Source organism: Syntrophomonas sp. UBA1041, assembly GCF_002316705.1.
In the GTDB taxonomy this organism is placed as follows: domain Bacteria; phylum Bacillota; class Syntrophomonadia; order Syntrophomonadales; family Syntrophomonadaceae; genus DTU019.
Genome location: NZ_DCEA01000119.1, coordinates 2,133 through 24,191, shown reverse-complemented (window position 1 = coordinate 24,191; position 22,059 = coordinate 2,133). Strand labels below are relative to the sequence as shown.

18 protein-coding genes and 1 riboswitch are annotated in these 22,059 nt (G+C 52.8%); of the genes, 3 read left to right on the top strand and 15 right to left on the bottom strand.

All coding sequences use genetic code 11. The features are described 5' to 3' along the window. Window positions 1–76: 76 nt before the first annotated feature. The 6 genes from nuoF to fdhD all read right to left on the bottom strand — a co-directional run bounded on the left by nuoF (window position 77) and on the right by fdhD (window position 7,894). A complete protein-coding gene (nuoF, locus tag B2633_RS17290; protein WP_483171906.1) occupies window positions 77–1,297 on the bottom strand; it encodes an NADH-quinone oxidoreductase subunit NuoF in 1,221 nt (406 codons plus the stop codon). A gap of 15 nt (window positions 1,298–1,312) precedes the next feature. Next, window positions 1,313–1,762 carry an NADH-quinone oxidoreductase subunit NuoE family protein gene (locus B2633_RS17285; protein WP_481038261.1) on the bottom strand — a complete coding sequence of 150 codons (450 nt, stop codon included), beginning with the start codon at window positions 1,760–1,762 and terminating at the stop codon, window positions 1,313–1,315. A gap of 26 nt (window positions 1,763–1,788) precedes the next feature. Further along, window positions 1,789–2,976 (bottom strand): molybdopterin molybdotransferase MoeA, encoded by a 1,188-nt coding sequence (locus tag B2633_RS17280; RefSeq protein ID WP_483171905.1) that lies wholly within the window; start codon window positions 2,974–2,976, stop codon window positions 1,789–1,791. 13 nt (window positions 2,977–2,989) lie between these two features. Next, a complete protein-coding gene (locus tag B2633_RS17275) occupies window positions 2,990–4,021 on the bottom strand; it encodes a molybdopterin-binding protein (RefSeq protein WP_483171904.1) in 1,032 nt (343 codons plus the stop codon). 10 nt (window positions 4,022–4,031) lie between these two features. Then, on the bottom strand, window positions 4,032–6,710 hold the full coding sequence (gene fdhF, locus B2633_RS17270) for a formate dehydrogenase subunit alpha (protein WP_483171908.1): 2,679 nt from the start codon (window positions 6,708–6,710) through the stop codon (window positions 4,032–4,034). A gap of 147 nt (window positions 6,711–6,857) precedes the next feature. After that, window positions 6,858–6,976, bottom strand: a riboswitch (molybdenum cofactor riboswitch). A gap of 144 nt (window positions 6,977–7,120) precedes the next feature. Next, window positions 7,121–7,894 carry a formate dehydrogenase accessory sulfurtransferase FdhD gene (fdhD, locus tag B2633_RS17265; protein ID WP_483171903.1) on the bottom strand — a complete coding sequence of 258 codons (774 nt, stop codon included), beginning with the start codon at window positions 7,892–7,894 and terminating at the stop codon, window positions 7,121–7,123. A 327-nt stretch (window positions 7,895–8,221) separates the two neighbouring features. Between fdhD and B2633_RS17260 the strand changes: the two genes are divergently transcribed. Both B2633_RS17260 and B2633_RS17255 read left to right on the top strand, forming a co-directional pair. Next, window positions 8,222–8,677, top strand: coding sequence for a MarR family winged helix-turn-helix transcriptional regulator (locus B2633_RS17260; RefSeq protein ID WP_481038257.1), 456 nt, complete (start codon window positions 8,222–8,224; stop codon window positions 8,675–8,677). A 170-nt stretch (window positions 8,678–8,847) separates the two neighbouring features. Beyond that, the gene (locus B2633_RS17255; protein WP_483171902.1) at window positions 8,848–9,633 is read left to right on the top strand and encodes a 4Fe-4S binding protein; all 786 of its coding nucleotides are present in this window, start codon (window positions 8,848–8,850) and stop codon (window positions 9,631–9,633) included. Window positions 9,634–9,864: 231 nt separating this feature from the next. On the opposite strand, the gene B2633_RS17250 is transcribed toward B2633_RS17255, so the two are convergent. From B2633_RS17250 to modA, 3 genes are read right to left on the bottom strand one after another with little or no spacing between them, the layout of a single operon-like run. Further along, window positions 9,865–10,575 carry an ATP-binding cassette domain-containing protein gene (locus B2633_RS17250; protein WP_483171901.1) on the bottom strand — a complete coding sequence of 237 codons (711 nt, stop codon included), beginning with the start codon at window positions 10,573–10,575 and terminating at the stop codon, window positions 9,865–9,867. A 1-nt stretch (window position 10,576) separates the two neighbouring features. Further along, a complete protein-coding gene (modB, locus tag B2633_RS17245; protein WP_483171900.1) occupies window positions 10,577–11,266 on the bottom strand; it encodes a molybdate ABC transporter permease subunit in 690 nt (229 codons plus the stop codon). Between the two features lie 11 nt (window positions 11,267–11,277). Next, window positions 11,278–12,066: a molybdate ABC transporter substrate-binding protein gene (gene modA / locus B2633_RS17240; RefSeq protein ID WP_483171899.1), complete on the bottom strand. Its 789-nt coding sequence runs from the start codon at window positions 12,064–12,066 to the stop codon at window positions 11,278–11,280. A gap of 221 nt (window positions 12,067–12,287) precedes the next feature. Between modA and B2633_RS17235 the strand changes: the two genes are divergently transcribed. Next, window positions 12,288–13,244 (top strand): substrate-binding domain-containing protein, encoded by a 957-nt coding sequence (locus B2633_RS17235; protein WP_483171898.1) that lies wholly within the window; start codon window positions 12,288–12,290, stop codon window positions 13,242–13,244. Window positions 13,245–13,505: 261 nt separating this feature from the next. Here the strand turns inward: B2633_RS17235 and B2633_RS17230 are convergent, their stop codons facing one another. The 6 genes from B2633_RS17230 to B2633_RS17205 form a co-directional block, all read right to left on the bottom strand. Beyond that, complete coding sequence (locus tag B2633_RS17230) at window positions 13,506–16,022, bottom strand: S-layer homology domain-containing protein (protein ID WP_483171897.1); 2,517 nt, start codon at window positions 16,020–16,022, stop codon at window positions 13,506–13,508. 18 nt (window positions 16,023–16,040) lie between these two features. Then, window positions 16,041–17,489 (bottom strand): CehA/McbA family metallohydrolase, encoded by a 1,449-nt coding sequence (locus B2633_RS17225; RefSeq protein ID WP_483171896.1) that lies wholly within the window; start codon window positions 17,487–17,489, stop codon window positions 16,041–16,043. 19 nt (window positions 17,490–17,508) lie between these two features. Continuing rightward, on the bottom strand, window positions 17,509–19,419 hold the full coding sequence (locus B2633_RS17220) for a magnesium chelatase subunit D family protein (RefSeq protein ID WP_483171895.1): 1,911 nt from the start codon (window positions 19,417–19,419) through the stop codon (window positions 17,509–17,511). A 54-nt stretch (window positions 19,420–19,473) separates the two neighbouring features. After that, on the bottom strand, window positions 19,474–20,568 hold the full coding sequence (locus B2633_RS17215) for an adenosylcobinamide amidohydrolase (RefSeq protein WP_483171894.1): 1,095 nt from the start codon (window positions 20,566–20,568) through the stop codon (window positions 19,474–19,476). A gap of 28 nt (window positions 20,569–20,596) precedes the next feature. Beyond that, window positions 20,597–21,388 (bottom strand): carbon-nitrogen hydrolase family protein, encoded by a 792-nt coding sequence (locus B2633_RS17210; protein WP_483171893.1) that lies wholly within the window; start codon window positions 21,386–21,388, stop codon window positions 20,597–20,599. Beyond that, on the bottom strand, window positions 21,366–22,059 hold a 694-nt coding region (locus tag B2633_RS17205), incomplete at its 5' end, for a radical SAM protein (RefSeq protein WP_483171892.1). The genes B2633_RS17210 and B2633_RS17205, both read right to left, overlap by 23 nt.

The following is a 22,059-nucleotide window of genomic DNA, read 5'->3' as shown; positions in this document are numbered from 1 at the left end:
TCTCCGGGTGCGAAACAGTTCATAGTATTTACCCTCCCCTATAAACTTCTCATCTAATGTTTGAGCCTCTGATCTTTTAGGCCAGTTTCGCGTTGTATTCCGTGCGGAAATGGTTTAAGGTCGTCAATACCGGAGCCGGGGCCGCCTGGCCCAGGCCGCACAGGCAGGCTTTAGTCATGACCAATCCCAACCTTTCCAAATTGTTGAGGTCATCGCCGGTGCCCAGGCCTTGATTGACGCGTTCCATCATTTCATGCATACGTTTGGTGCCTTCCCGGCAGGGGATGCATTTTCCACAGGATTCATGTTCAAAGAATTTGGCTATTCTCTCCACAACATCTACCAGATCACGGCTCTCATCCATAACGAATACCGCTCCGGAGCCCAATACCGCGCCAATAGCGTTCATGGAGTCGAAATCGATGGTTGTGTCCAATAAATCCTCAGGTATGAAGCCTCCGGAGGTACCGCCGATCTGAACCGCTTTAAACTTTTTGCCGTCCCTGATACCTCCGCCATAATCGTAAACGACCTGACGGATGGTGACATCGGTGGGCACCTCAATGATCTTGCGCTCCACTACGTCACCGGTAAGGGTCAATAACTTGGTTCCGGGATAATTGGCGGCACCTATGGATTTAAACCAATCCGCTCCCTTTTCCACTATCAAGGGGACGCAAGCCAGGGTTTCCACATTGTTGACGATGCTGGGCTTACCCCACAAGCCTGTAACCGGCGGGAAGGGGGGTTTGAAACGGGGTTCACCGCGATGCCCTTCAATGGATTCGATCAAGGCGCTTTCCTCGCCGCACACATAAGCGCCGGCTCCCATGCGCACCTCTATATCGAAATCGCCCAGGACTCCGCTGTCTTTGGCCTCTTTGATGGCGTTATTGAGAGATTCCACTACAAAGGGGTATTCCCCCCGGCAGTAGATATAGCCCTGACTGGCGCCGATGGCATAGGCGCAGATAGCCATCCCTTCCAATACGCGATGAGGCACAGTCTCCAGCAGAATACGGTCTTTATATGTGCCTGGCTCGCCTTCGTCAGCGTTGCAGATCACATATTTCTGTTCCGTGTCCACACTGTATGAGAATTGCCATTTCATGCCGGCATTGAACCCGGCGCCGCCGCGTCCACGCAATCCGGACTTTTTAACTGTTTCGATCAGGTCCATCCTGTCCATGGCCTGCGCTTTTTCCAGAGCCTTGTAGCCGCCGGTATTTTTATAGTTTTCCAGGCTGCTCAGATCTTCCGATTCACCTGGCAGTAAAACACGCATTTCTTCCGCCATTATGTCCCTCCTTTCTTATTTGCATTGCGCTAGAATGTCTGCTATCCCATCTGCAGTAACGTCCCCGTACGGCTTACTGTTTATAGTAATAACCGGGGTCGCCTGGCATTGGCCTACACATTCGGTGAGCTCCAGGGTGAATTTTCCGTCAGCAGTGGTTTCACCCATCTTGATACCCAGCTGTTTTTCCAGGGCGGCTACGACTTCTTCCGCACCGGCTATATGGCAAGGGGCGCTTTCACATATCCTGATGATATAGCGGCCGCGCTCTCCCACCTTTAAATATGAATAAAAGGTGGCTACTCCCCAGGCCTCGGCTTTTGACATGTCGAACACCTGTGCGGCCACGGCAACGGCCTCTTCGGGGATATAATTATAAGCTCGTTGGATGGCATGGTAGGCTTCGATTATTCCTCCGGGCTTGTCTTTATACCCGGCTACGATCTCCGTGTAATCTGGTTTCACAACTTCACCTCCTTATTGGTGCTTAATTACAGCAGCAATATCTGGACATTACTGCCTGCTTCAACCGCAGGGCTACCCGCGGCGATATCGATTAATGCATTGCATTCCAATAACGATCTGATCATACTCGGCTTTTGGCCGGGCAGCACTTCAACTTCCCATTCGCTGTTGCGGTAACATGCCTGGCCTCTAACCATTCTCCTGGTATTGGCGGCTTTACTAAAGCCGTTGACGCAACGGGCGGCAATCCTCCCGGGCAGCTTCGCCTGGCCCATCATAGCCCTGATAACCGGAGCTACAAAAAGATGGTAACCTACAAAGCAGGCTGCCGGATTACCGGAAAGCGAAAACAACAGGCGGGAGTCCAAGCTCGCCGCCCCGGTATGACTTCCGGGCTGAACGGCTATATCCCAGTATAAAACCCGGGCTCCAACGGCTGCGAAGAGCTGCCGGGCTTCACTATCGTCTTCCATATAGGAACCGCCTGTGCAGATCACGATATCAACCTGATCCAGCAGCTCCAGCAATCGGGAAGTCATTTCGCTGCCACACGCGGTTTCTGCGATCACCGCACGCCCCCCATGCTGTTGCACCAGCGCTGTCAGCATCGGTCCATTGCTGTCCCAGGTTTGCCCTGATCCGATCGGCAGGGATGCGGGAACAACATTGAGAGCCAGATTAATGATCCCTATACGGGGTTGACGATAAACCGGTACGGTGCCGATTCCCATGGCGGCCAGCAGGGCGATGCTGCCTGCGTTTAGCCGGCTCTTGCCATAGAGAATGGTCTCACCCTGGCGGAAATCTTCACCTTTGTTTTTGATGTTTTGCCCAAGTTTAGCTATTTCAGCGACTAGAAGCATTTCACCGTTGCACGTGGTTTTTTCATGGGGCGCCACCGCGCAGGTCCCCGGCGGCAAATTGCCCCCGGTGCTCACCCTTACGGCCTCATTGTCCCGCAAGGGCTGTTGGGGCGCTTCCCCTAAACGATAATCTCCAACCATTTTAAAGCTGCTGGGTATCGTTGAGGTCGGACGCCCTACTGCATACCCGTCCACCGCGGATTGGTCAGATTGGGGCAGACTGTATGGAGCCGCTATATCGCTGGCCAATATCCGTCCCAGGCCTGCAGATAAGGGCACTAATTCCATTTCCAGGCTTGGCAAAACGCTTAACAGTTCTTGTTGTGCTTGTTCCAGGCTGAGATGCTGCAATTGTTTTGCCCCCTTACAGACAGCTGTTTTTCCCAAAAGGACACTGCGGATAATTGCAGACCTGGCAGCCTTCGCATAGCCCGCCATGAGCCAGTGCGGCCAGATCAGCTTTTTCTATCCTTTCCCCGGCGAAGATACGGGGCAGCAAAAGATCCAGGGTAGTCTTGCGGCTGAACAATGCCCCGCCAGGGATGCCACATATAGCTACATGGCCCTGATAGGCCAGCATAAACTGAGAACCCGGAAGAACCGGGACTCCATAGGAAACCACCTCAGCCCCTGAAACCCTGATGCCCTGAGGAGTAGCGTCGTCAGCATCAACTGACATGCCTCCGGTGAGTAATATCAGCTGTGCTCCTTCGGCGAGGGCATTGTGTATCTCAGCGGCGATCAATTCCGAGATATCGGGCACAATGATCTGCCCCATCCAGCGGCCACCGAACGGTGCGATCTTTTTTCTGATGATCTTGCCGAATCCATCCCGGATGCGCCCGCTGTTCACTTCACTGCCAGTGGTAATCACCGTCACCCACAGAGGTTGAAACGGTTTGACGCTCACCAATGGCCATGGTGCCCGGCAGAGACGCTTGGCCTTTTCCATTAGTTCTTGTTCAACTGCCACTGGAACTACTCTGGTTCCGGCTACATATTGCCCTTTAACCACACTGCGGCAATTGTGCAGGGTAGAAAAGATTACATGTTCAAGACTGTTGAGTTTCTGTAACTGTGCTAACTGCACGCGCAATAAACCATCGTATTGCGCTATCAGGTCCACTCTGCCCTGGTTGGGGCGAGTATAGGCTATTCCCGCGCCGGCTGCGCTGGAAGCCAGCAACAAAGCGGCATCATCCTCATGCATCAGGTCATCATCAGGTTCCCATATCAGGACATGTTCCTTGCCCAGATCCCTTAACAGGTTTACATCCTCGGCAGCGATAATATGTCCCCGTTTAAAGGCACGATTCTTTTTCTTCCCGGGTATTATTCTGGTGATATCGTGCCCCAGTGTTAAACCTATGGCCTGATCCACAGCGACCTTGCGCATAACAGACCTCCTAAATCGCTTCGATCTTCACAGCGCATACTTTGTATTCACCGGTGCCCGTGGTCGGGTCTAATACCGCGCTGGTAAGTTCATTGGTCGGAGTCGAGGCATAATGGAAGGACATCCAGATCACGCCGGGCAATACCCGATCGGTCACTTTCACTGCGGTGGTAACTTGTCCGCGCCGCGAGGTGACCTTGACCAGATTTCCGGTTTGAATGCCCAGTTTTTCCGCATCAGAGGGGTTCACTTCGGCCATTTCTTTATCCCACACACTGCTGATCCCGCCTGAATACGGGGTGGTGACATTGTAATGGAACAGGATACGGCCGGTTGACAACAGATAGGGGTATTCCTGGTCAGGCACTTCGCCCGGGGGTACATGTTCAGAGGGCTGGAAAAGTCCCAATCCGCGGGTAAACTTACCGGCGTGCAGGAAGGGAGTTCCGGGATGTTCGAGGGTCGGACAGGGCCATTGCAGGCTTTCTTTTTCCAGGCGATCGTAATTGATGCCCGTCATAGAAGGTGACATTCCTGCCATTTCCTTCCATATGTCGTGGGGATGGTCATAAGCCATGGGATATCCGATCCTGCTAACCATCTGACAGATGGTCTGCCAGTTGGCCTGGCCGGGAATGGGTTCAATGGCTTTGCGCACCCTTTGGACGCGGCGTTCGGTATTGGTAAAGGTGCCGTCACATTCAGCAAAACTGGCTGCCGGCAGAATCACATCCGCGAACTGAGCCGTTTCGGTGAGGAATAGTTCCTGTACCACCAGAAATTCCAGGTTGGCCAGGGCCTCCTTAATGTGGTTGGCATTGGGATCGGTCAACACCGGGTTCTCGCCCAGAATATACATCGCCTTGACGCTCCCGTGGTGAGCAGCTTCGAACATCTCCGGAATCTTTAACCCTACCTTGGCAGGCAGTGAGACGTTCCAGGCCTTTTCGAATTTCTCACGATTGGCGTCTACTGTAACCGCCTGATAACCTGAATATACATTGGGCAAGGCCCCCATGTCACAGGCGCCCTGGACATTGTTCTGTCCGCGCATCGGGCATACCCCGGTGCCAGGACGGCCCAGATGACCGGTCAACATGGCCAGGTTGGCAATGCTCATAACATTGCGGGTTCCGCAGATATGCTCTGTGATCCCCAGGGTATAGAATATCATGGCCCGGTCAGTGGTGGCATATAAGCGAGCCACGCTGTATAGATCCTCCACCGGCACTCCGGTCAGCTCGGAGACATGTTCCGGTGTGTAAGCAGCCACGATTTCTTTCAATTCTTCATAGTTTTCGGTTCTTTCGGCGATAAAGGCCTTGTCTTCCAGGCCTTCTTTGATAATGATGTGCATTAAGCCATTAAGCAGTGGAATATCAGTTCCTGGTTTTAGCCTCAGCCAGTGATCGGCTTCGTCGACCAGATCGATATGGCGCGGGTCACATACCACCAGCTTGGCCCCGTTGCGCGCCGCCTGGCGCATTTTGTATCCGATGACCGGATGGGCTTCAGTGGCATTGGTCCCGACCAGCAGCATCATCTGGGCTTGTTCGGTGATTTCGTTTATGGGGTTGGTCATCGCGCCGCTTCCAAAAGTGGTAGCCAGACCGGCTACAGTGGGCGCGTGTCAGGTACGGGCGCAATGGTCCACATTATTGGTTCCCATTGCCGCGCGGGCAAACTTCTGCACCAGGAAATTCTCCTCATTGGTACAACGGGCTGAACTTAAGGCAGCAAAAGCGTCCGGTCCATATTTTGCCTTAATGTCATTTAAACGGGCAGCGATTACATCGAAGGCTTCATCCCAGCTGGCGGGAACGAATTGACCCTCTTTTTTGATGAGCGGTGTAGTGAGGCGGTTTTCATTATAGATGAAATCCCATCCGAAACGGCCTTTAACGCACAACATACGCCCATTCACGGTGCTTTCGGGGCTGGATAGCACGCCATGTATTTTACCGTCTTTAAGCGCCAGGTCAAAGTTGCATCCGGTACCGCAGAACGGGCAGGTGGTTCTGATCCGTTCATATTCCCAGCGCCGTCCCTGACCGGCCATACTCTTCTCGGTTAAAGCCCCGGTCGGGCACACGGCCACGCACTGCCCGCAGAAAACACAGTCTGATTCGATATAATCCACATCCGCAGCAGTAGTGGCTTTGCGGTCAAAGCCCCGATACAGGAAAGACAGGTTGTCCTGACCAGTCATCTCCTCACAGGCGCGAACGCAAGCGCCGCACAGGATACATTTGTTCAGGTCCCTGACAATAAAAGGATTGCTGGCATCAACAGCGTAGTGGTGCCTTTCCCCGGCAAAACTGCTCTCTTTAACGCCATAGCGATAACAGTATTCAGCCAGCTTGCAATCCCCCATTTTTTCGCAGGTCATACAATCCAAGGGATGGTTGGCCACCAACAATTCCAGTATGGTTTTACGGGCTTCAACCACTGATTCTGATTCGGTGTCTACTTCCATCCCCGGGTAAACCGGAGTAACACACGCCGCGGGCAATAGACGATTGCCTTTCACTTCGACTACGCACATGCGGCATGCCCCCAGCGGACTCAAATCGGGATCATAACAAAACCGTGGTATATCAATCCCAACCATATCCGCAGCCTGCAAAATAGTGCTTCCTGCCGGAACCTGAACCTCCTTTCCGTTCATCACAATAGTTACCATTTCCAAAACCTTCACCCCTTTCGTTTTTTGGACAGATATAAACACAAAAAACCTCCTGCTTTAGAAACAGGAGGTTTTTGCATTTGCCCGCTTAAAGATCAGAAAAAGACACTTAATTCTGACCATGATCCGACAAACACCAGCCTTCAATATTAATATTGAAGACTAACTCCTTTCCAAGCACGGGAGGCAGGCCTGTTTCCCGGCCTACCCAACGGTTGAGGAGCCATAGCATTTGCTTTAGGCTCAGCAACTCGGAGTATTAAGTATTAAATTTAAAATTAAAACTGGGGCGTTTTCTCTATTACCTGTATATTAGACATTTTTCTTAAAACTCCTGCTAGGGATAATTATTTCCCAAGCAAAAAGGATGGGGCTCCTCCCCCCTGAAGTTCCTGTCATCCCTTGGTGAGAAGCTAGCCAAAACAGACCCGTTCCGGATGACTGTAAACATTGAAGCGTTCGCCGCGAGCAAAGCCGACCACGGTGATACCCAGCTCCCTGGCCCGATCAACCGTTAAGAGGGTTGGAGCCGATCGTGACAGGATAAAGGGTATCCGGTTGTAGGCAGCCTTCTGAAGGATTTCAAAAGCCACCCGCCCGCTTAAAACCAGACACTTATCATGGAGTGGAATCTTGTTTAGAAAAGCATAGCCGAACACCTTGTCCACTGCGTTATGCCGGCCGATATCCTCGAAGCGTTTGATCAAACCCTCTGGCCCGCCCAATCCGGCACTGTGAACTCCGCCGGTCTTTTTGAAAGTATATGATTTCTCATCCAGTTCGCTGATTATCGCCAGTAATTGCCCGGGTGTAAAAAGGCCCTGACCCGGGGGCTGCTTCATCAAGGGCTTTAATACCCCATAGCCCCGACCTATGCAGGTATTGATGGTTTTAATCGATTCAGTATAATTTCCGGGCTGCCCCTCGATGACAATATCTACCCCATCGTCCTTCGACTCGGTTAAACTCAATAATTGGCCGGATGGTTCTATGATCCCTTCACTGATAAGATACCCGGCAGCCAGTTCCCGTCCGGCATGAGGTGAAGAAGCCAATCTGACCACTTCCTCACCATTGAGCTTTATCTTAAGGTATCTCTCCGTAACCAGGGGTTCCAGGCTCGGTTTAACCTGGCCTTGATCAAAAGCAACAACCTCCCTGTACTCAGTCAACTCCTTTTTATCCATGTTTGCCGCCTCCCCATTGCTCTGACGTCTTTTCGTTTGCCAAGTGCTCCCGGTGCTTTTTGAAAAGGGTTGGTTAGCATAATTTAATCATACTTGTTCATAAGTATCCAGGCTATTGGGTGCAGATCAAACAGCAGAACCCGTTCCCCAATAATATTCAGTCCAGAGTAAACTGAAGCCATAATGATGGACTCCCTCTACTTCATCTTGTAACAAATGGGCGCCAGGCATCAAAAAGATATGTTGTCAAATAGCATAATATGTGTATATACTCATATCAATAGATATACCCGTCTCGCTTTCTATAACCAAAAATGAGGTGTTGGCATGTCAGCCCAGGACGATAATGACAAGAAAATGGCCGCAGCCATGGGCCGGGCCTGCGTTTTTTATAATATCCGCAAAACGACTCGGATGTTAACTTCCTATTATGACCGGGTCTTGAGTCCTTGCGGACTAAAGACAACTCAGTTTTCCTTACTGATGAATGTTCTTTTGCTGGAATCTGCAACGGTTTCACAATTAGCCCGGCAGCTGGGAATGGACCGCACCACTCTGAGCAGAAATGTGCGTCTGCTGGCGCAGAAAGGCTTGCTGCGCCTAGGCAGCGGCGAGGATCGCCGCGAACAACGTATCAGCCTGACCGCAGAGGGCAGACTGGCTATCGATCAAGCCATACCGTTTTGGCAGCAAGCTCAATCCGAGGTGGAGAAACAATTAGGTCAGGAATGGGTTAAAGATTTTCTTTCCAGCTTGAGGAGAATAAACCGTACGGAATTATAAGATATTTTTTAACATATTATGTGTATATACACTGTTTCTCTTGGGATGACTGCTCAAGCTGACATATATTCGGTAAAGGGGGTGCCCGTGAGATATGTAAATAGAATGGGATCGGGCTCTGATGTTTTGGAACTGATTTACAGGTTAATAGAATTGGGGAGGTAACTAACTTGAACAATTTGGATTTAAGCGCAGCCAAAAAGAGGATTAAAACATTTATGCGCAATGTTGGAGTGGACGATATTGGGTTCGCCAATCTGAAAGACTATGATAGTCCCAAATCTCCGGTGGTTACAGACTTTTTCCCCCAGGCTCGTTCTATCGTGGTCTTGGCATATAAGGAGTTAAGCACTTGCGCCAGCACCAATATGCAGATTGCCATGAACGGAAGACTGGATCTCATGGAATTCTCGCGTTCCTGCAATTATAAACTGGCCCGCCTGCTGGAAAAGGAATTCGGTGATCAGGCCATGACTGTACCTGTCTCTTATCCCCTGGAAATGAGTAAAAGAACCGGCGGTGCGGTTGGTGAGGTATCCCTGCGCCATGCTGCCCATGCAGCGGGACTGGGCGTGTTCGGGAGGAACAATCTCCTCTTGCACCCCAGGTATGGCAGCCGAATAGTATTCACCGCGGTCTTGAGTACGCTTGATTTTGATTCAGACCCCAAGATCGAAGACGAGCTCTGCACCTATTGTGACATTTGTGTGGAAAGCTGCCCGGTTGGGGCGCTGGATGAAGAAGGCCAAACAAATGTTAACAGATGCCTGAGGAACTCTCAGCCTTATGGGCTGGGCGCTTCCATCGGTTTCTGGAGCAAAATGTCCGAAAGCAGTGTGGAGGAACAGAAAAAGCTGCTGCTGGACGATCACTACTGGCGCCTTTATCAGGCCCAATTAATCGGTTTTCAGTATTGCTGTTTCAATTGCCTCAGCACCTGCCCCATTGGACAATAGATATAGGGTTTCTTTCAACCCATTGGCTTAACAAACATAATGATCGCAAAGGGAGATACCTTAATCGGTATCCCCCTTCACGATAAGATAGAAAAGGGTGCTATGGAAGATTGTTTGGGGAAATGATCAGCGTTAACGATGCAAAACGATAAGGTCTGCTCTATCTTTTCAAGGACAGCCCTTAACCCCCATGGACTGGCACTGATTAATAACGCCGGGCCACAGTATAGACTATTGAGATAGTCGACCCGCATAAAAACTTGGTTGGCGGGGATTATCACCGCTTGTGCCGGGATATTGCCCCGCCGCAATCTGGGCCCCCCGATCGAGCGTGATCACGGTATGGCCTAGTTGTTCAGCGTCTCCTTGATCGTGGGTGACAACAATTACGGGAATATTCCATTGAGCATGCAGTTCTCGAATGGTGTCCCTCAAGCTCACATGAGCCTGCTGATCCAGACTGCTAAATGGTTCGTCCAGCAGCAAGAGCCTGGGTTCGGTCACCAGGGCTCTAATCAATGCGGCCCGCTGCCGCTCCCCACCGGAAATCTGATGAGGATAGCGCCCGCCTAAGTGTTGGATACCGAATTGCTCCATCAGCTCGCGATGATTGGCGGTCCGCTGCTTGCCTTGGATTTTGGGGATGCCATATTTGATGTTTTGTTCAACAGTCATATGCGGAAAAAGGTTGTGATCCTGAAACAGGTATCCGATGTGACGCAAGCGGGCCGGCAGATCGAGCCTGGCACTGGATGAGTACAGCACCTGCTCCTGCAGCATGATCTCACCCCGGTCAGGCTTCCGCAAACCGGCTAAACACTCCAGAGTAGTGGTTTTTCCCGCTCCGGATGGCCCCCATAATACTAAAATCCGGTTGTCCAATTCGAAAGCAATCCGCAGCCGGAAATCCGCCAAATCTTTTTCGATATTGACCGTGAGCATTCTACTCTCTCCTCAGGTTATGCTTTATTCCCCGCCGTTCACTGTAGTTAACCCAGTAGATTACGGCAAAGCTGATCAGGGTCACCACTGCTACCAGAACCTGAGCGGTTTGATCGTGACCGGCTTCTACCGCAAAATAGATGGCGGTGGGAATAGTCTGGGTCTGACCGGGTATATTGCCGGCAACCATTAAAGTGGCGCCGAATTCTCCCAGGGATCTGGCGAAACTCAGCACCAGGCCGGCGATAATGCCCCGGCTGGCCAGGGGCAGAGTTACAGTAAGGAATACCCGCAGTTCGCCTGCTCCCAACGTGCGGGCAGCCTGTTCGTAATTGGGATTGACACTTTCAATGGCCGCCCGGGCACTGCGGTAGAACAGCGGAAATGCCACCACCAGCGAAGCCAGTACGATCGCCCGCCAGGTAAATACCACCGGGAAACCGATGCTCTCCAACCATCTACCCAGTAGTCCGTTTTTACTGACCAGGATGAGCAAGGCATACCCGGTTACGGATGGCGGCAAAACCAAAGGCAGGGTAATTATTGATTCGATTATGTCTCTTCCCGTAAAATGGCCCCGGGCCATTAATCGCGATAAAGGCAGCCCCAGGAGAGCGGTTATGATAACCACCAGCAGGGCCACCTCAAGCGATAGGATGATGGGAGCCCATATTTCCGCAGTGTTTAGCATGATATAGTCTTCTATTTCGAAATTGAGTCGAATCCATATTTATTGAATATCTGGCTGGATTCAGTGCTTTGTAAATAGAGAAGAAAATCTTTGGCAGCCTGTTGCTGTTGGCTGGCTGTTACCAGGGCCGCCGGATAAACAATGGGCTGGTGCGTATCTTGAGGCGCCTCAAGGATCAATTTGGCCTTGTCGCTACCGGTAAGATCGGAGCGGTAAACCAGACCGGCCTCTGCATCGCCGTTTTCAACATAAGTCAATACCGTACGCACATCTTTAGTATATACTATTTTAGATTCAACCTTGTCCCATATTTTCAGGCTGGTCAACGTTTCGCGGGCATATTTGCCGGCCGGAACGGTTTCAGGTTCTCCGACGGCTATTTTCTTCACCGTACTTTCCAAGAGACCGTTAAAGTCTTTTAAGGCGCTGTCAGCCGGGGCGATTAAGACCAGCTTATTGCCTAACAGGTCCAGGCGTGAATCCTTAACGATCAGGTTTTGTTTTTCAAGGGCGTCCATTTGCGACTTTCCTGCCGAAACAAACAGATCGGCAGGGGCTCCCTGTTCGATTTGCTTCTGCAGCGTTCCCGAACCGGCAAAATGATATGTAATCTTGACCTCTTTATGCTGGTCCTCATAAGCCGTCTTTAACTCCTGGGCCGCGTCCTGCAGACTGGCGGCTGCAAAAACGGTTATTTCAACCGGGGCAACCGTATTCTGATTGGGAATTGTTTTTTCCGCGCACCCTCCCAACAGTACTGCCATAATAAACAATAAGCATAGTGCCGCTACTTTACGCATTTCTAATCCCCCTCAATAAATTAATCAGCGTTTTTACCCTCCTTTCCACAAAGTTTTACGTTTGCCAACCCCTCACTGTACAAGCAAGAGGTCCCCTAACACAACTTAACATGACTAGTTTGAATAAAATACGACATAATCATGCTTAACATAACATAACATGACTCGGCTAAAAAGTCTATAATGTGATAAAATATGTTCATCCCTGGAGGTGATTAAAGATGTCGGACAGCCATTTACTGACCCCAGTTGAAGTGGCGGCTATTCTCAAAATAAAAAAGAACACGGTATATGAAATGGTAAAGCGCGGTGACCTGCCCGCCTTCCGAATTGGGCGTAAATTACGCATACCCGGCGAGGCTATTGCTGATCTGCAGCAAAAAGGGATCCCCTTTATGACTAACCTTAACACTTCTGAGTCACAGGGCAGCCTGGCGCCGCCCAGGCCATATGCTTTAAACGCTGTTGACACCGGCAGTCTGGTGATCTGCGGGCAGGATATTGCGCTGGACCTTTTGACCCGGTACCTGGAACGTCAGATCAACAGCCTGCAAGTGTTGCGCAAGCATGTGGGCTCTATTCCCGGCTTGATGGCTCTGTATGAAGAAAAAGCCCATCTGGCGGCCATTCACCTCTGGGATAGTGACAGCGACTCCTATAATATACCCTACGTACGCCGGCTACTGCCCGGTATTCCCGCGGTCATTATTCATATCGCCTGCCGCCAACAGGGGTTTTATGTTCAAACCGGAAATCCTTTGCATATCAACTCCTGGCAGGATTTGAGCAGACCGGATATAACCCTGGTTAACCGTGAGCCGGGTTGCGGCACCAGAGTTCTTCTGGATGAGAAGATACGTGAATTGGGAATGGACCGCACCCAAATCAACGGTTATAATACCCGGGTTTACTCCCATCTTGAAGTGGCCAGCAATGTGGCCCGCGGTCTCGCCAATGTGGGCCTGGGCAATCAGAAAGTCGCTCTTCAGGTCAGGGAGGTTGAATTTGTGGGGTTGCAGGAAGAAAGATACGAATTGGTGATTCGTGAACAGGATTTAAGTGACGCCAGAATCCAGTGCGCCCTATCTATTCTGCGTTCGGAGTCGTTCAGAAGGGAATTGGAAGGATTGGGCGATTACAATACGGCTGAAATGGGCAATATGATAGCTCGTACATAAAATAATAGTCCCGGCATCCTTGATTGCGCGCAGCGAAGCGGGATTTTTGAGGTGGCGGGATGGGAGCGCTGCATAGCCCGATTAAACCGGCGCTAAGCTGGCTGGATCAATCCGGGCCAGCCCGGTCTATGAAAAATAAGGGAAGCACTGCCCCAATAGCTGTTTTTTAACCTCAGCGCTATGATGGCATCCCCGTCAAGAGACAGCGCTTCCCTGATCACGGTGGCAACACAAGTTTTTTCAACAGTCGCATGCTTTTTATTACAGCGCCTGCAGCACTTTGTAGAGCACCACGGCGGCTTCCGCCCGGGTGGCATAATCCCGCGGCGCAAACCGGCCGCCGTCGCGCCCCGCCATCAGTTTGGCCTGCACCATGGCCGCTACCGGCATCCGGGCCCATGAGGATATGGACTCCTGGTCGGTCAGGCCGCTAAGCACTTGGCCGGCCTCAGCTTCGTTCATAGCGCCCGCCTGCCCTTTTTGTTCGAGCAGCCGCGCCAGCATGGCCGCCATCTGCTCTCTGCTCACCGGGTCGTGGGGGGCGAAAGCGCTCTTATCGTTTCCGAAGGCGATGCCATTGGAGACGGCTATATCCACTGCCTCCCGATACCAGGCGTTCTCCGGCACATCGGCAAATGAGACCTGCGCTGCAGGCTGAACACTCAAACCCGCCATACGGGTGACGATGGCGACAAACTCGGCTCTGGTGATCCGGGCGTCAGGCGAAAACAGATTGTCCCCCAGACCGGCCACATAGTTGTTGGCGGCCATAAACTCGATTTCTTTTTGCGCCCAATGCCCGTCAATATCGGTGAAAGAGGCATTGGTCTGCAGTAAGGCGTATTTGCCGAAATGATCTGCCTTAAAGCTGATGGCCCCGCCGGCTGCGTCATAGCTGCCGCCCACGCATTCCCATTGGCCGGCTTCGTTATAACGGTAGGCCGCAACCCGGCCTGCCGCCGCCGTGTCCCGAAATCCTCTCGGAACCGTCAGTACGATGCTGCAATCCGGTAATTGCTTAATCTTTTGCGGCTTTTGCTCCTGATCGATTACCACCACATCGAGTTCATAAATATCTCCCGCCAGTTTCAACTTGCCAGTAGGCTGTATTTGATTTTGAACGGCCCAACTGCTCAGTTTTTCGGCGCTGATTTTTAGTTGGGCCGCATCTGCCGAAACTAACCCGGCCATGTTGAGGCTGCTGGGGGACAGAATAAACTGCGCTCCCTGTATATGGACGGACAGGGGTTTAGCGGCGTTCGATATCCGGTTTAACTGGTCTTTTGACAGCAATAATGAAGTTTTGAGGCTGTCCGCCTGCAATACCACCGCACCGGCGAAGCCAGCCTTTTCAATGGCAGCATCCAGGGCACTGCCGCTGACTACGGCCGGCTGTCCGCTTGCTTCCCCGGGAATCCCGGTTGAATTCTGTTGCAGTTTCAGAACATCGTCCCACGGGGGCGGGAGCTGCCCCATGCCGTAGGCGTAATACCAGACGATTTTATCGCCATCCTCGATCGCACAAGCCTCTGCCATTTTGGTGGCGATCTGGTCGTTGACGGCATACATCCACCCACCGCCTCCGGTGCTGGGCACATCGAGAATAGAATCCACACACATGCCCCAGGACCAGGTGGAAGCATGGCTGGGTATCCCGGAGGCTACCAGCGCCCCCAATACGGTAGCTCCCCATTGGCTGTCGCTTTCGAGCCCGACCTCGATTGGAGCGAGCAGCAAATCGCCATGCTCGCCGACAACCGCCATGGTCACTTTCATCTGTGACGGTTTATCTGCCGGCGGGCTGACATTGCTTACCGGTTGAGCAGCGGCAGAAGCCTGGGCTGCTGTATCCAGAAACCAGATGGCGCCCATATCATTTTTGTCTTTGCCGAAACTCCCATCAGGATTTAGCGCATGATTGCTCAGGTAATCAACCCCGCTCCTGTCGCCGCTGCTTTTCCAGGAGGCCGGATCCATTCCCAGGGCCTTTAAAGTCAGAATCACTTCCGCAGTATCGATGAGCGGATCGTCCATTCCCGGATAACCCGCCACAAAGCTGCCGTCATCCTGCTGCTGATTTTTCAGCCAGTTCATACTATTTTGAATGGCGGCCTGAACCACGGGATCTTTCTGGTCGGGATCCAGGTAATGAAGCGCTCTTATGGCTTTGGTCGTAACCAGCAAATCAGGATAATAGCTGCCCATGGTAAACCCCCAGCTGTGGATGTCGTTTCCCTGGGCAGTATTCTGCTGTCCCAAAATATATTGCCTGGCTTGCGCAGTATTGATCTGGTTGATCAACCCGACCCGGCCCAGCAGGTCAAAAGCGGGAATGTTGTAAAAAATACTGCTGTCAAATCCCGTCTCAGTCTGCCGGGCTTTTAATATTTGCAGCAGCGGGTCGGCCAGGTCGCTGCGCTGCAAGGCTTTAGCCGCCGCCAGGTCCTGGGCCAAAAGTTTGGCGGAACAATGACCGGCGTTGCTTATGTCGCCGGATATGGTGCTGCTGACCGCCTCCCGGAAATTTTTCCCTTTATATGTCCAGGAGCCGATATCAATTCCTTTTTCGGTCAAAATATAAAAGGCATAAGATCCTACCCCGTCGTACTCGGTGTTTTTTATGCCGTTTTTTTGATAATCATTTTTCAGGAACTGTACCGCCTTATTCTCCAACGAATCGGCCCCATAAGCGGAAACCACCGGCGCTAACATCGCAGCCGCGATGAGTATGGCCAGGAATAAACTCAGTTTGGCAAATCTCTGTTTGAGTATGTACATTTTTCCCCTCTTCTCCTTTTAAAAATTGGTGAAAATCGGGCTGGAAAAACCCAGCTTGCCGTTTTCATGGGTCACCTTGACCACATACCAGTGGGCCCCTGCTCCCGGAATGACCCGGGGGCGCCACTCGGCGGCGGTTCCGTTAACCTCCTGGACAGCGATGCTGTGACCGCCGTCGGTTATCAGGCTTAAGCCGGCTATGGGATTGATATCGTCTACAGCCAGAATTTCGAGGTTTAAAGGATCACCTGGACTAATATCCAGCACGCTGCCCATCCAATGCCCGTTGCCCTTTACCGTCAGCTGCAAGCTGCGGCTTTCGGTGGAGTAAATCCGCCGCTCCCGCAAAGCCCTGAAAAATTCATCTGTAGTCAGGCGGTCGGCCACAACCACAGTCAGATTATCCGCGTCGCCCCAGTTGGCGGCGTGATTGTCCTGTACATTGACGGCGCCCACATGCCAGCCCTTGTCCAGGGCCTTATAATAATATTCTTCGAATCTGGTGTAAGCATGGGGAATGAGGCCGTTTCCCGTTTCAATCAGGTTGATCACCCGGTCGGCATGCTGTGAATAGGCCAGATTGTCGAAGGAAGTGTCAGGCCAACCGGGATGATTGAACTCGGCCACCGCTCCCGGCTGTTTGGCCAGCCAGGCATAGAACTCCTCCAGAGTGGTCATGGTGCTTACGGCTTCAACGTATTTGTCGGTGTTTAAAACATTGATATGCCCCAACTCGGGAAAAGTCATCTCAAAACCCCGCAAAGCCAGAAAGTCTTTATGGGTATTGTTAAAAGCCCGGGCCATATCGGCAGTCCGGCTCCATTCCGATCCGGGCTGAGCGGTAAACTCTTTGCCGGCGGGATCGTAGCGGTCTCCTTCAAGGTATTGGGAATGGTCCGTTACCGCCAGGAAATCCAGCCATTCATTATAGGCGTATTCATAAGCTTCCGCCGGAATACCCTGACCGTCTGAATAAGAAGTATGGCTGTGGAGATTGCCGTAATAGAAATGGGGCTGGGAGGATAATTGCCCGTCAATGACAAAAAACCAGGAATATTGCTGATTCTGCCCGCTGACGTCGCTGACCGCGATGGTGACGTCATGCTCACCATAAGAAAGATCCGCATCGGGGGTAAAAGCAAGCCGTCCTTTTTGAACTGCCGGGTCAAAATCCAGCTGTGCGGATGCGGTAACATTTTCCCCGTCCAAAGTAATAGTAATAGACGCTGGATTGAGGTCCGCTCCTCCTTTTGCCAATAATGCGCTGATCGTCGGGGTGCGGTCAAAAGTAAAAGCCATATTTCCGGGTCGAACACCGTAAATTATGGGCGGGTCCGCCACAGCCGCCCGGGTTTTTGGGGGTGAGCCCCAACTCCCGGCAGGAATAATCAGGACATTGACAATAAACATGATGAGGAGAAAAACCAAACAGCGCCGGCGCCCCTTAAACCAATATCCGGTTGACATTCTGCTATAACCTCCTTGTTCACACCAAACCTCTGACCAGAAATTCAATTTCGTTTTCTTTCAAGTCCTCCAGCTCATAATAATCCGCTTTCATGGCATGTGCTATCTTGGCGGCGATGCCGAGTTTAATAAAGTGCTTTTCCGTATCGATGACCAGCGCCTTGATCCCTTCGGCGGCAATTTTCCCCGCCAGCTCCAGAGCTTCATGAACCGGATTACCGCCATGAACGGCGGCGTTGGCCCTGCCATCGGTGACCAGCACAATCAAAGGCACCATATCCGGGTCCTTAAGCCTGGCCGCCTTAATGATTTCATAGCTTTTATAGAGTCCGCTGGCCAGAGGGGTTTTCCCTCCGGTGGGCAGGTCGATCAGCATTTTTTGAGCCAGATCCACGCTTCTGGTTACGCCCAGCAGAAGCTGGGCAGCATTTTGGCGAAAGGTGATCATACCGACTTTATCGCGTTTCTGATAGGCATCATTCAAAAGTGACAGGATGGCGCCTTTCACCGCCTTCATCCGTTGTTTTACCCCCATGGAGCCGCTGGCGTCGACCACGAATAGAATGGTGCTGCCGGTGCGTTTTTCCCGGACTTTTTCCCGCAAATCCCCATGATTGATTACTACCGCCAAACCGTTTTTGCCCCTGGATCTCTGGAACGGCGCCGCCGCCCGCAAAGTGGCGTCAAAGGCGATATCCCTGATTCTGCCGTGGGGAAAGGTGCAGCGGATATATCTGCCCTGCAGGGCATGGGTCGCGGTGCGGCTTCTTTTTCCGCTTCCCAGGCGCTTTTTCCTATCCGCCGGTTTGATTTCGATGGGTTTGACCTGGAAGATCTCTCCCGGGGCTTCGATTTTTTCCTGACCACTGGCGTTGGGCAGCTGAGGGGGATCATCGCCATTCCCTTCATTCTCAGCCGCTTCTCCCTGTCGGTGATCGGAGCGGGCGTCCTCCTGAGTCGAGGGTTCTTCATCTGCCGGTTCGGCCTCTTCAGGCAGATCAGGGCCGGGATGGTCCTGATCCGGAGCAGGGCTGCCGTCCCGGGGAAGGTCCTCCTGGAATGACATTTCCGGCGGCGGCGCCGGCTTGACCCGATGGGGCAGAGCCAGCTCAGCGGCCTGTTTAATATCGTCAATGCCGATGTCGGTGCGGTTGTTCCAGGCGGCTATGGCCCTGGCGGTTTCGATCACGGCAATTTCCGCCCGGTTTCCTGCGCAATGGCCTTCTATGGCAAACTGCGCCGCCATCTTCATGGTATTGTCCGATACTTGGACCAGGGGCAGCAGGCCTTGGGCGGCGGCAATTCTAGCTGCCAGTTTTCCGGTCTCATCCTGCCACTTTTCCAGGTATTTGATCCGGCCGCTTTCATATTCCAACCTTCTGCGTATGATTTCTTTTCTCTCCCGGACATCATGACTCCCCCGGGCCTCTACATACAGCCCGAAGCGGTCCAGAAACTGCGGTCTTAAGCCGCCTTCCTCGGGATTCATGGTTCCCACCAGGACAAAGCGGGCGGGATGACTGCAGGATATGCCTTCCCGCTCCACCCGGTTGACATGCGAGGCGCTAACTTCCAGCAGGCAGTTGACAATATAATCGCTCAGCAGGTTGACTTCGTCCACATACAACAGATTGCCGTCGGCCCGGGACAATACCCCGGGTTCAAAGCGGCGCCGGCCTTCCTTGATGGCTTTTTCCAGATCAATGGCGCCTATTAAGCGATCCTCGGTTATATTCAAGGGGAGGTCCACCACCTCCATGTCCGCTGTCAAGGCTGCCAGACCTCTCGCCAGGGTTGATTTGGCGGTGCCCTTTTCACCGCTGATCAAGACCCCGCCAATGGCAGGATTGATTACGTTCAACAGCAAGGCTTTTTTTATCTGATCCTGCCCGAGAACCGCGCAAAATGGGAAAACACTGTCATAACCCAATGAACCCGCCCCCTTTCTTTAAAAAGATTACCCCCGGCGCCATTCACATCGGCTTTAACGGGAGGTCTGGCGCGATGATTCCTCCACCACGATATGTATCACCAGCGTGATCCAGGCTTGAATACTGTCTTCGATCCCGGGGCCGGTGATCATGATAGGAGACATTCCGAAGTGAGCGGCAGCCAGGGCCAGCAAAGCATTGCCGGCCTCAATGGTTTCTTCGGCGGACAACAATCCCCAGTTCCATTGATCCAGCAAATGTGCGTAGAGGGAGGTATAGGTTACCAACTGCGAATTACCATCGATGCGATACAGAGTATTCATAAACACCGCTTCGATATTTCCTCCCCCATAATAGGCCATGTACTGCTGCCACAATACTTCTTCTGTGGCGCCGAAACGCTTCATGCGCTGCAGGGCGCTGTGCTGTGAGGCCGCGGACAAATCGTTCTGCCGCAGCAAGGCTTCTTTGACCGCTTTTTTCACTGCCACACCGATAAGTTCACCCAACTTGGAATGCTTGCCGGCGCTGAGCAAATACAACGGCGACTCCGGATTGGCGATGACGATGGTCTGGTCGGTGCCTGAGCCGGTGGCCAAACCGTCGGAATAATTGCTGCCCACCACGAGTTCCTGCAAAGCTGCGGTTTTAGCCTCGGTGCAGGTGACCAGGGCCCGGGCCAGTATGCCCGCGGGGAGATCGGAATCAATCACCAGCATAATGTTGATGGTGCCTGGTTTATAGAGCACATCTTTTCCCAGCGGCTGAAAATAATGGGCCGGATCCCCTACCCGGCCGCCGTTCACCTCCACCCCCCCGGTCACTATCGCCGTCACCGTCAAGTTCTGGTAGGATTCGGTTTGAATGGCCACATTGTCCATGGAAGCCGCCGTGCCCATCCCGGAAACCGCAGCGGGCTCAAGACCGGCCTGCCTGGCAACTCCCCGCATATATTCAAGGTAGTCGGCAATACTGGTCATCACCCCGTCATAATCCGTGTTATGATTGAAAACCGCAGTGAGATTTTCATGATAACCCCCGTTCAGCAGAGATGTGCTCAGGATTTTGCGGGGTTTTTCAAATCTTATGACAATGGTTTTATCGCGGCGGCAAACCGCATCTCCGGTCGTAAGGGTGCAAAGTTTCATAGCATCCCACCTCCAATCAGGGTACTTTTTATACAGCCATTACGGTAAACTCGTCCGATTCCGGGCACTGCCGGCGGCAATCCCAATCAAAGAGCAGAATGGCCGGTTCCCCGCTGTAGGTAAACCAGGTGATGCCATCAGCGACCACCGCGCTCTGTGCCGCTCTCAAATCCAATATTTCATGGCAGCCGGTCTGATTGCATACCCACACCGGCAGACCGGAAGCCTGGGAGCACTTTTCCCAGCTGTCCCCCGGGCCGCATACCCCCGGAGGCCAGGCCGCCGGCACAATAATGACCTCGGCCCCGCATTCTTTTAAAATCACAGCGTTTTCAACAAACCAGACATCGGCGCAAATCAATATCCCCGCCGTCATGTCCGGACACGCCACCGGCTGCAACACCTCGCCCAGGGTCAACCAGGCTTCGGCGCCCACGCCATGCGAACGCATTTTACGGTGTCTGCCCAGGATCCGCCGGTGCGGGCCCAGCACCACACAGCTGTTGTATGGTTTTCCGCTGACAGCGTCCTTTTCGGCGCAGCCCAGAAATAAAGTCAGTCCGTGGCGGGTTGCCAGCTCACCCAACACCTGGAGGGAGGCGCCGGGCTGCACCGGCACCTCACCGGCGATCCCATCCGCAGCGAAGAAATATCCCTGCAGCGCTATTTCCGGGGTGATGATCCAGCTGGCGCCTTGCTCGGCGGCCATTTGAATCGTCCTCTCCAGCAGCCTGAGATTTTTCTCCTCCGGTCCCCCGCTTAAATCCAGATGCAACAGTGCCACTCTCATATCTTTCTCATTCCTCTCTGTTCTCCTCATACCACCGTATGCAAGCCCGTTTCAAGGCACATTCCCCGTCATAAGCCCGGTTTCTGCATCCCGACCCATACCAGCGGGAGAAACAGCCTCCGCCGCACCATTGGAAATCAGGGCATGCCCGGCAAAAGGACATGCTGTTTTGAATCATTGCGGCAACCTCCCGACGGCGTTTTTTATCGATGCCTGCGGCTGTGTCCCCCAGCCGGAAGCGTTCATCTCCCACCAGGGAAGAACAGGCATAAATGCCACCCCGGGCGTCTACGAAGGCAGCTTCCCCGTTCATGGCGTAGCAATGGGCGAATCCCCGGGCACTTCCTTGGGCCAGATGTTCTATTCGCTCCAGCTGGGCAATCAGCATCTTTTGGCCGGTGCGCTGCTCCATTTGCCGGGCGGTTTGCAGTGCGCCCCACACCCCCCGGGCGATGGCTTCCGCCCGCGGGGCCTCCAGTTGACCTCCCCGCCCCTGCCCGCGCAGCAGATCAAAGCCGATACGGCGTACATTGCCCAGATAATAGGCCATTTCCACCAGTCCCTTCAGCTCGGCCACATTGTCCTCAACCACCACACAGGTCAAACCGATCTCCACGCCCTGACCGGCCAGATGTTGAATCCCATGCAGGATATGCCGGAAACTTCCTTCTCCCGTCGCCAGGCAGCGCAGCCGGTTATTT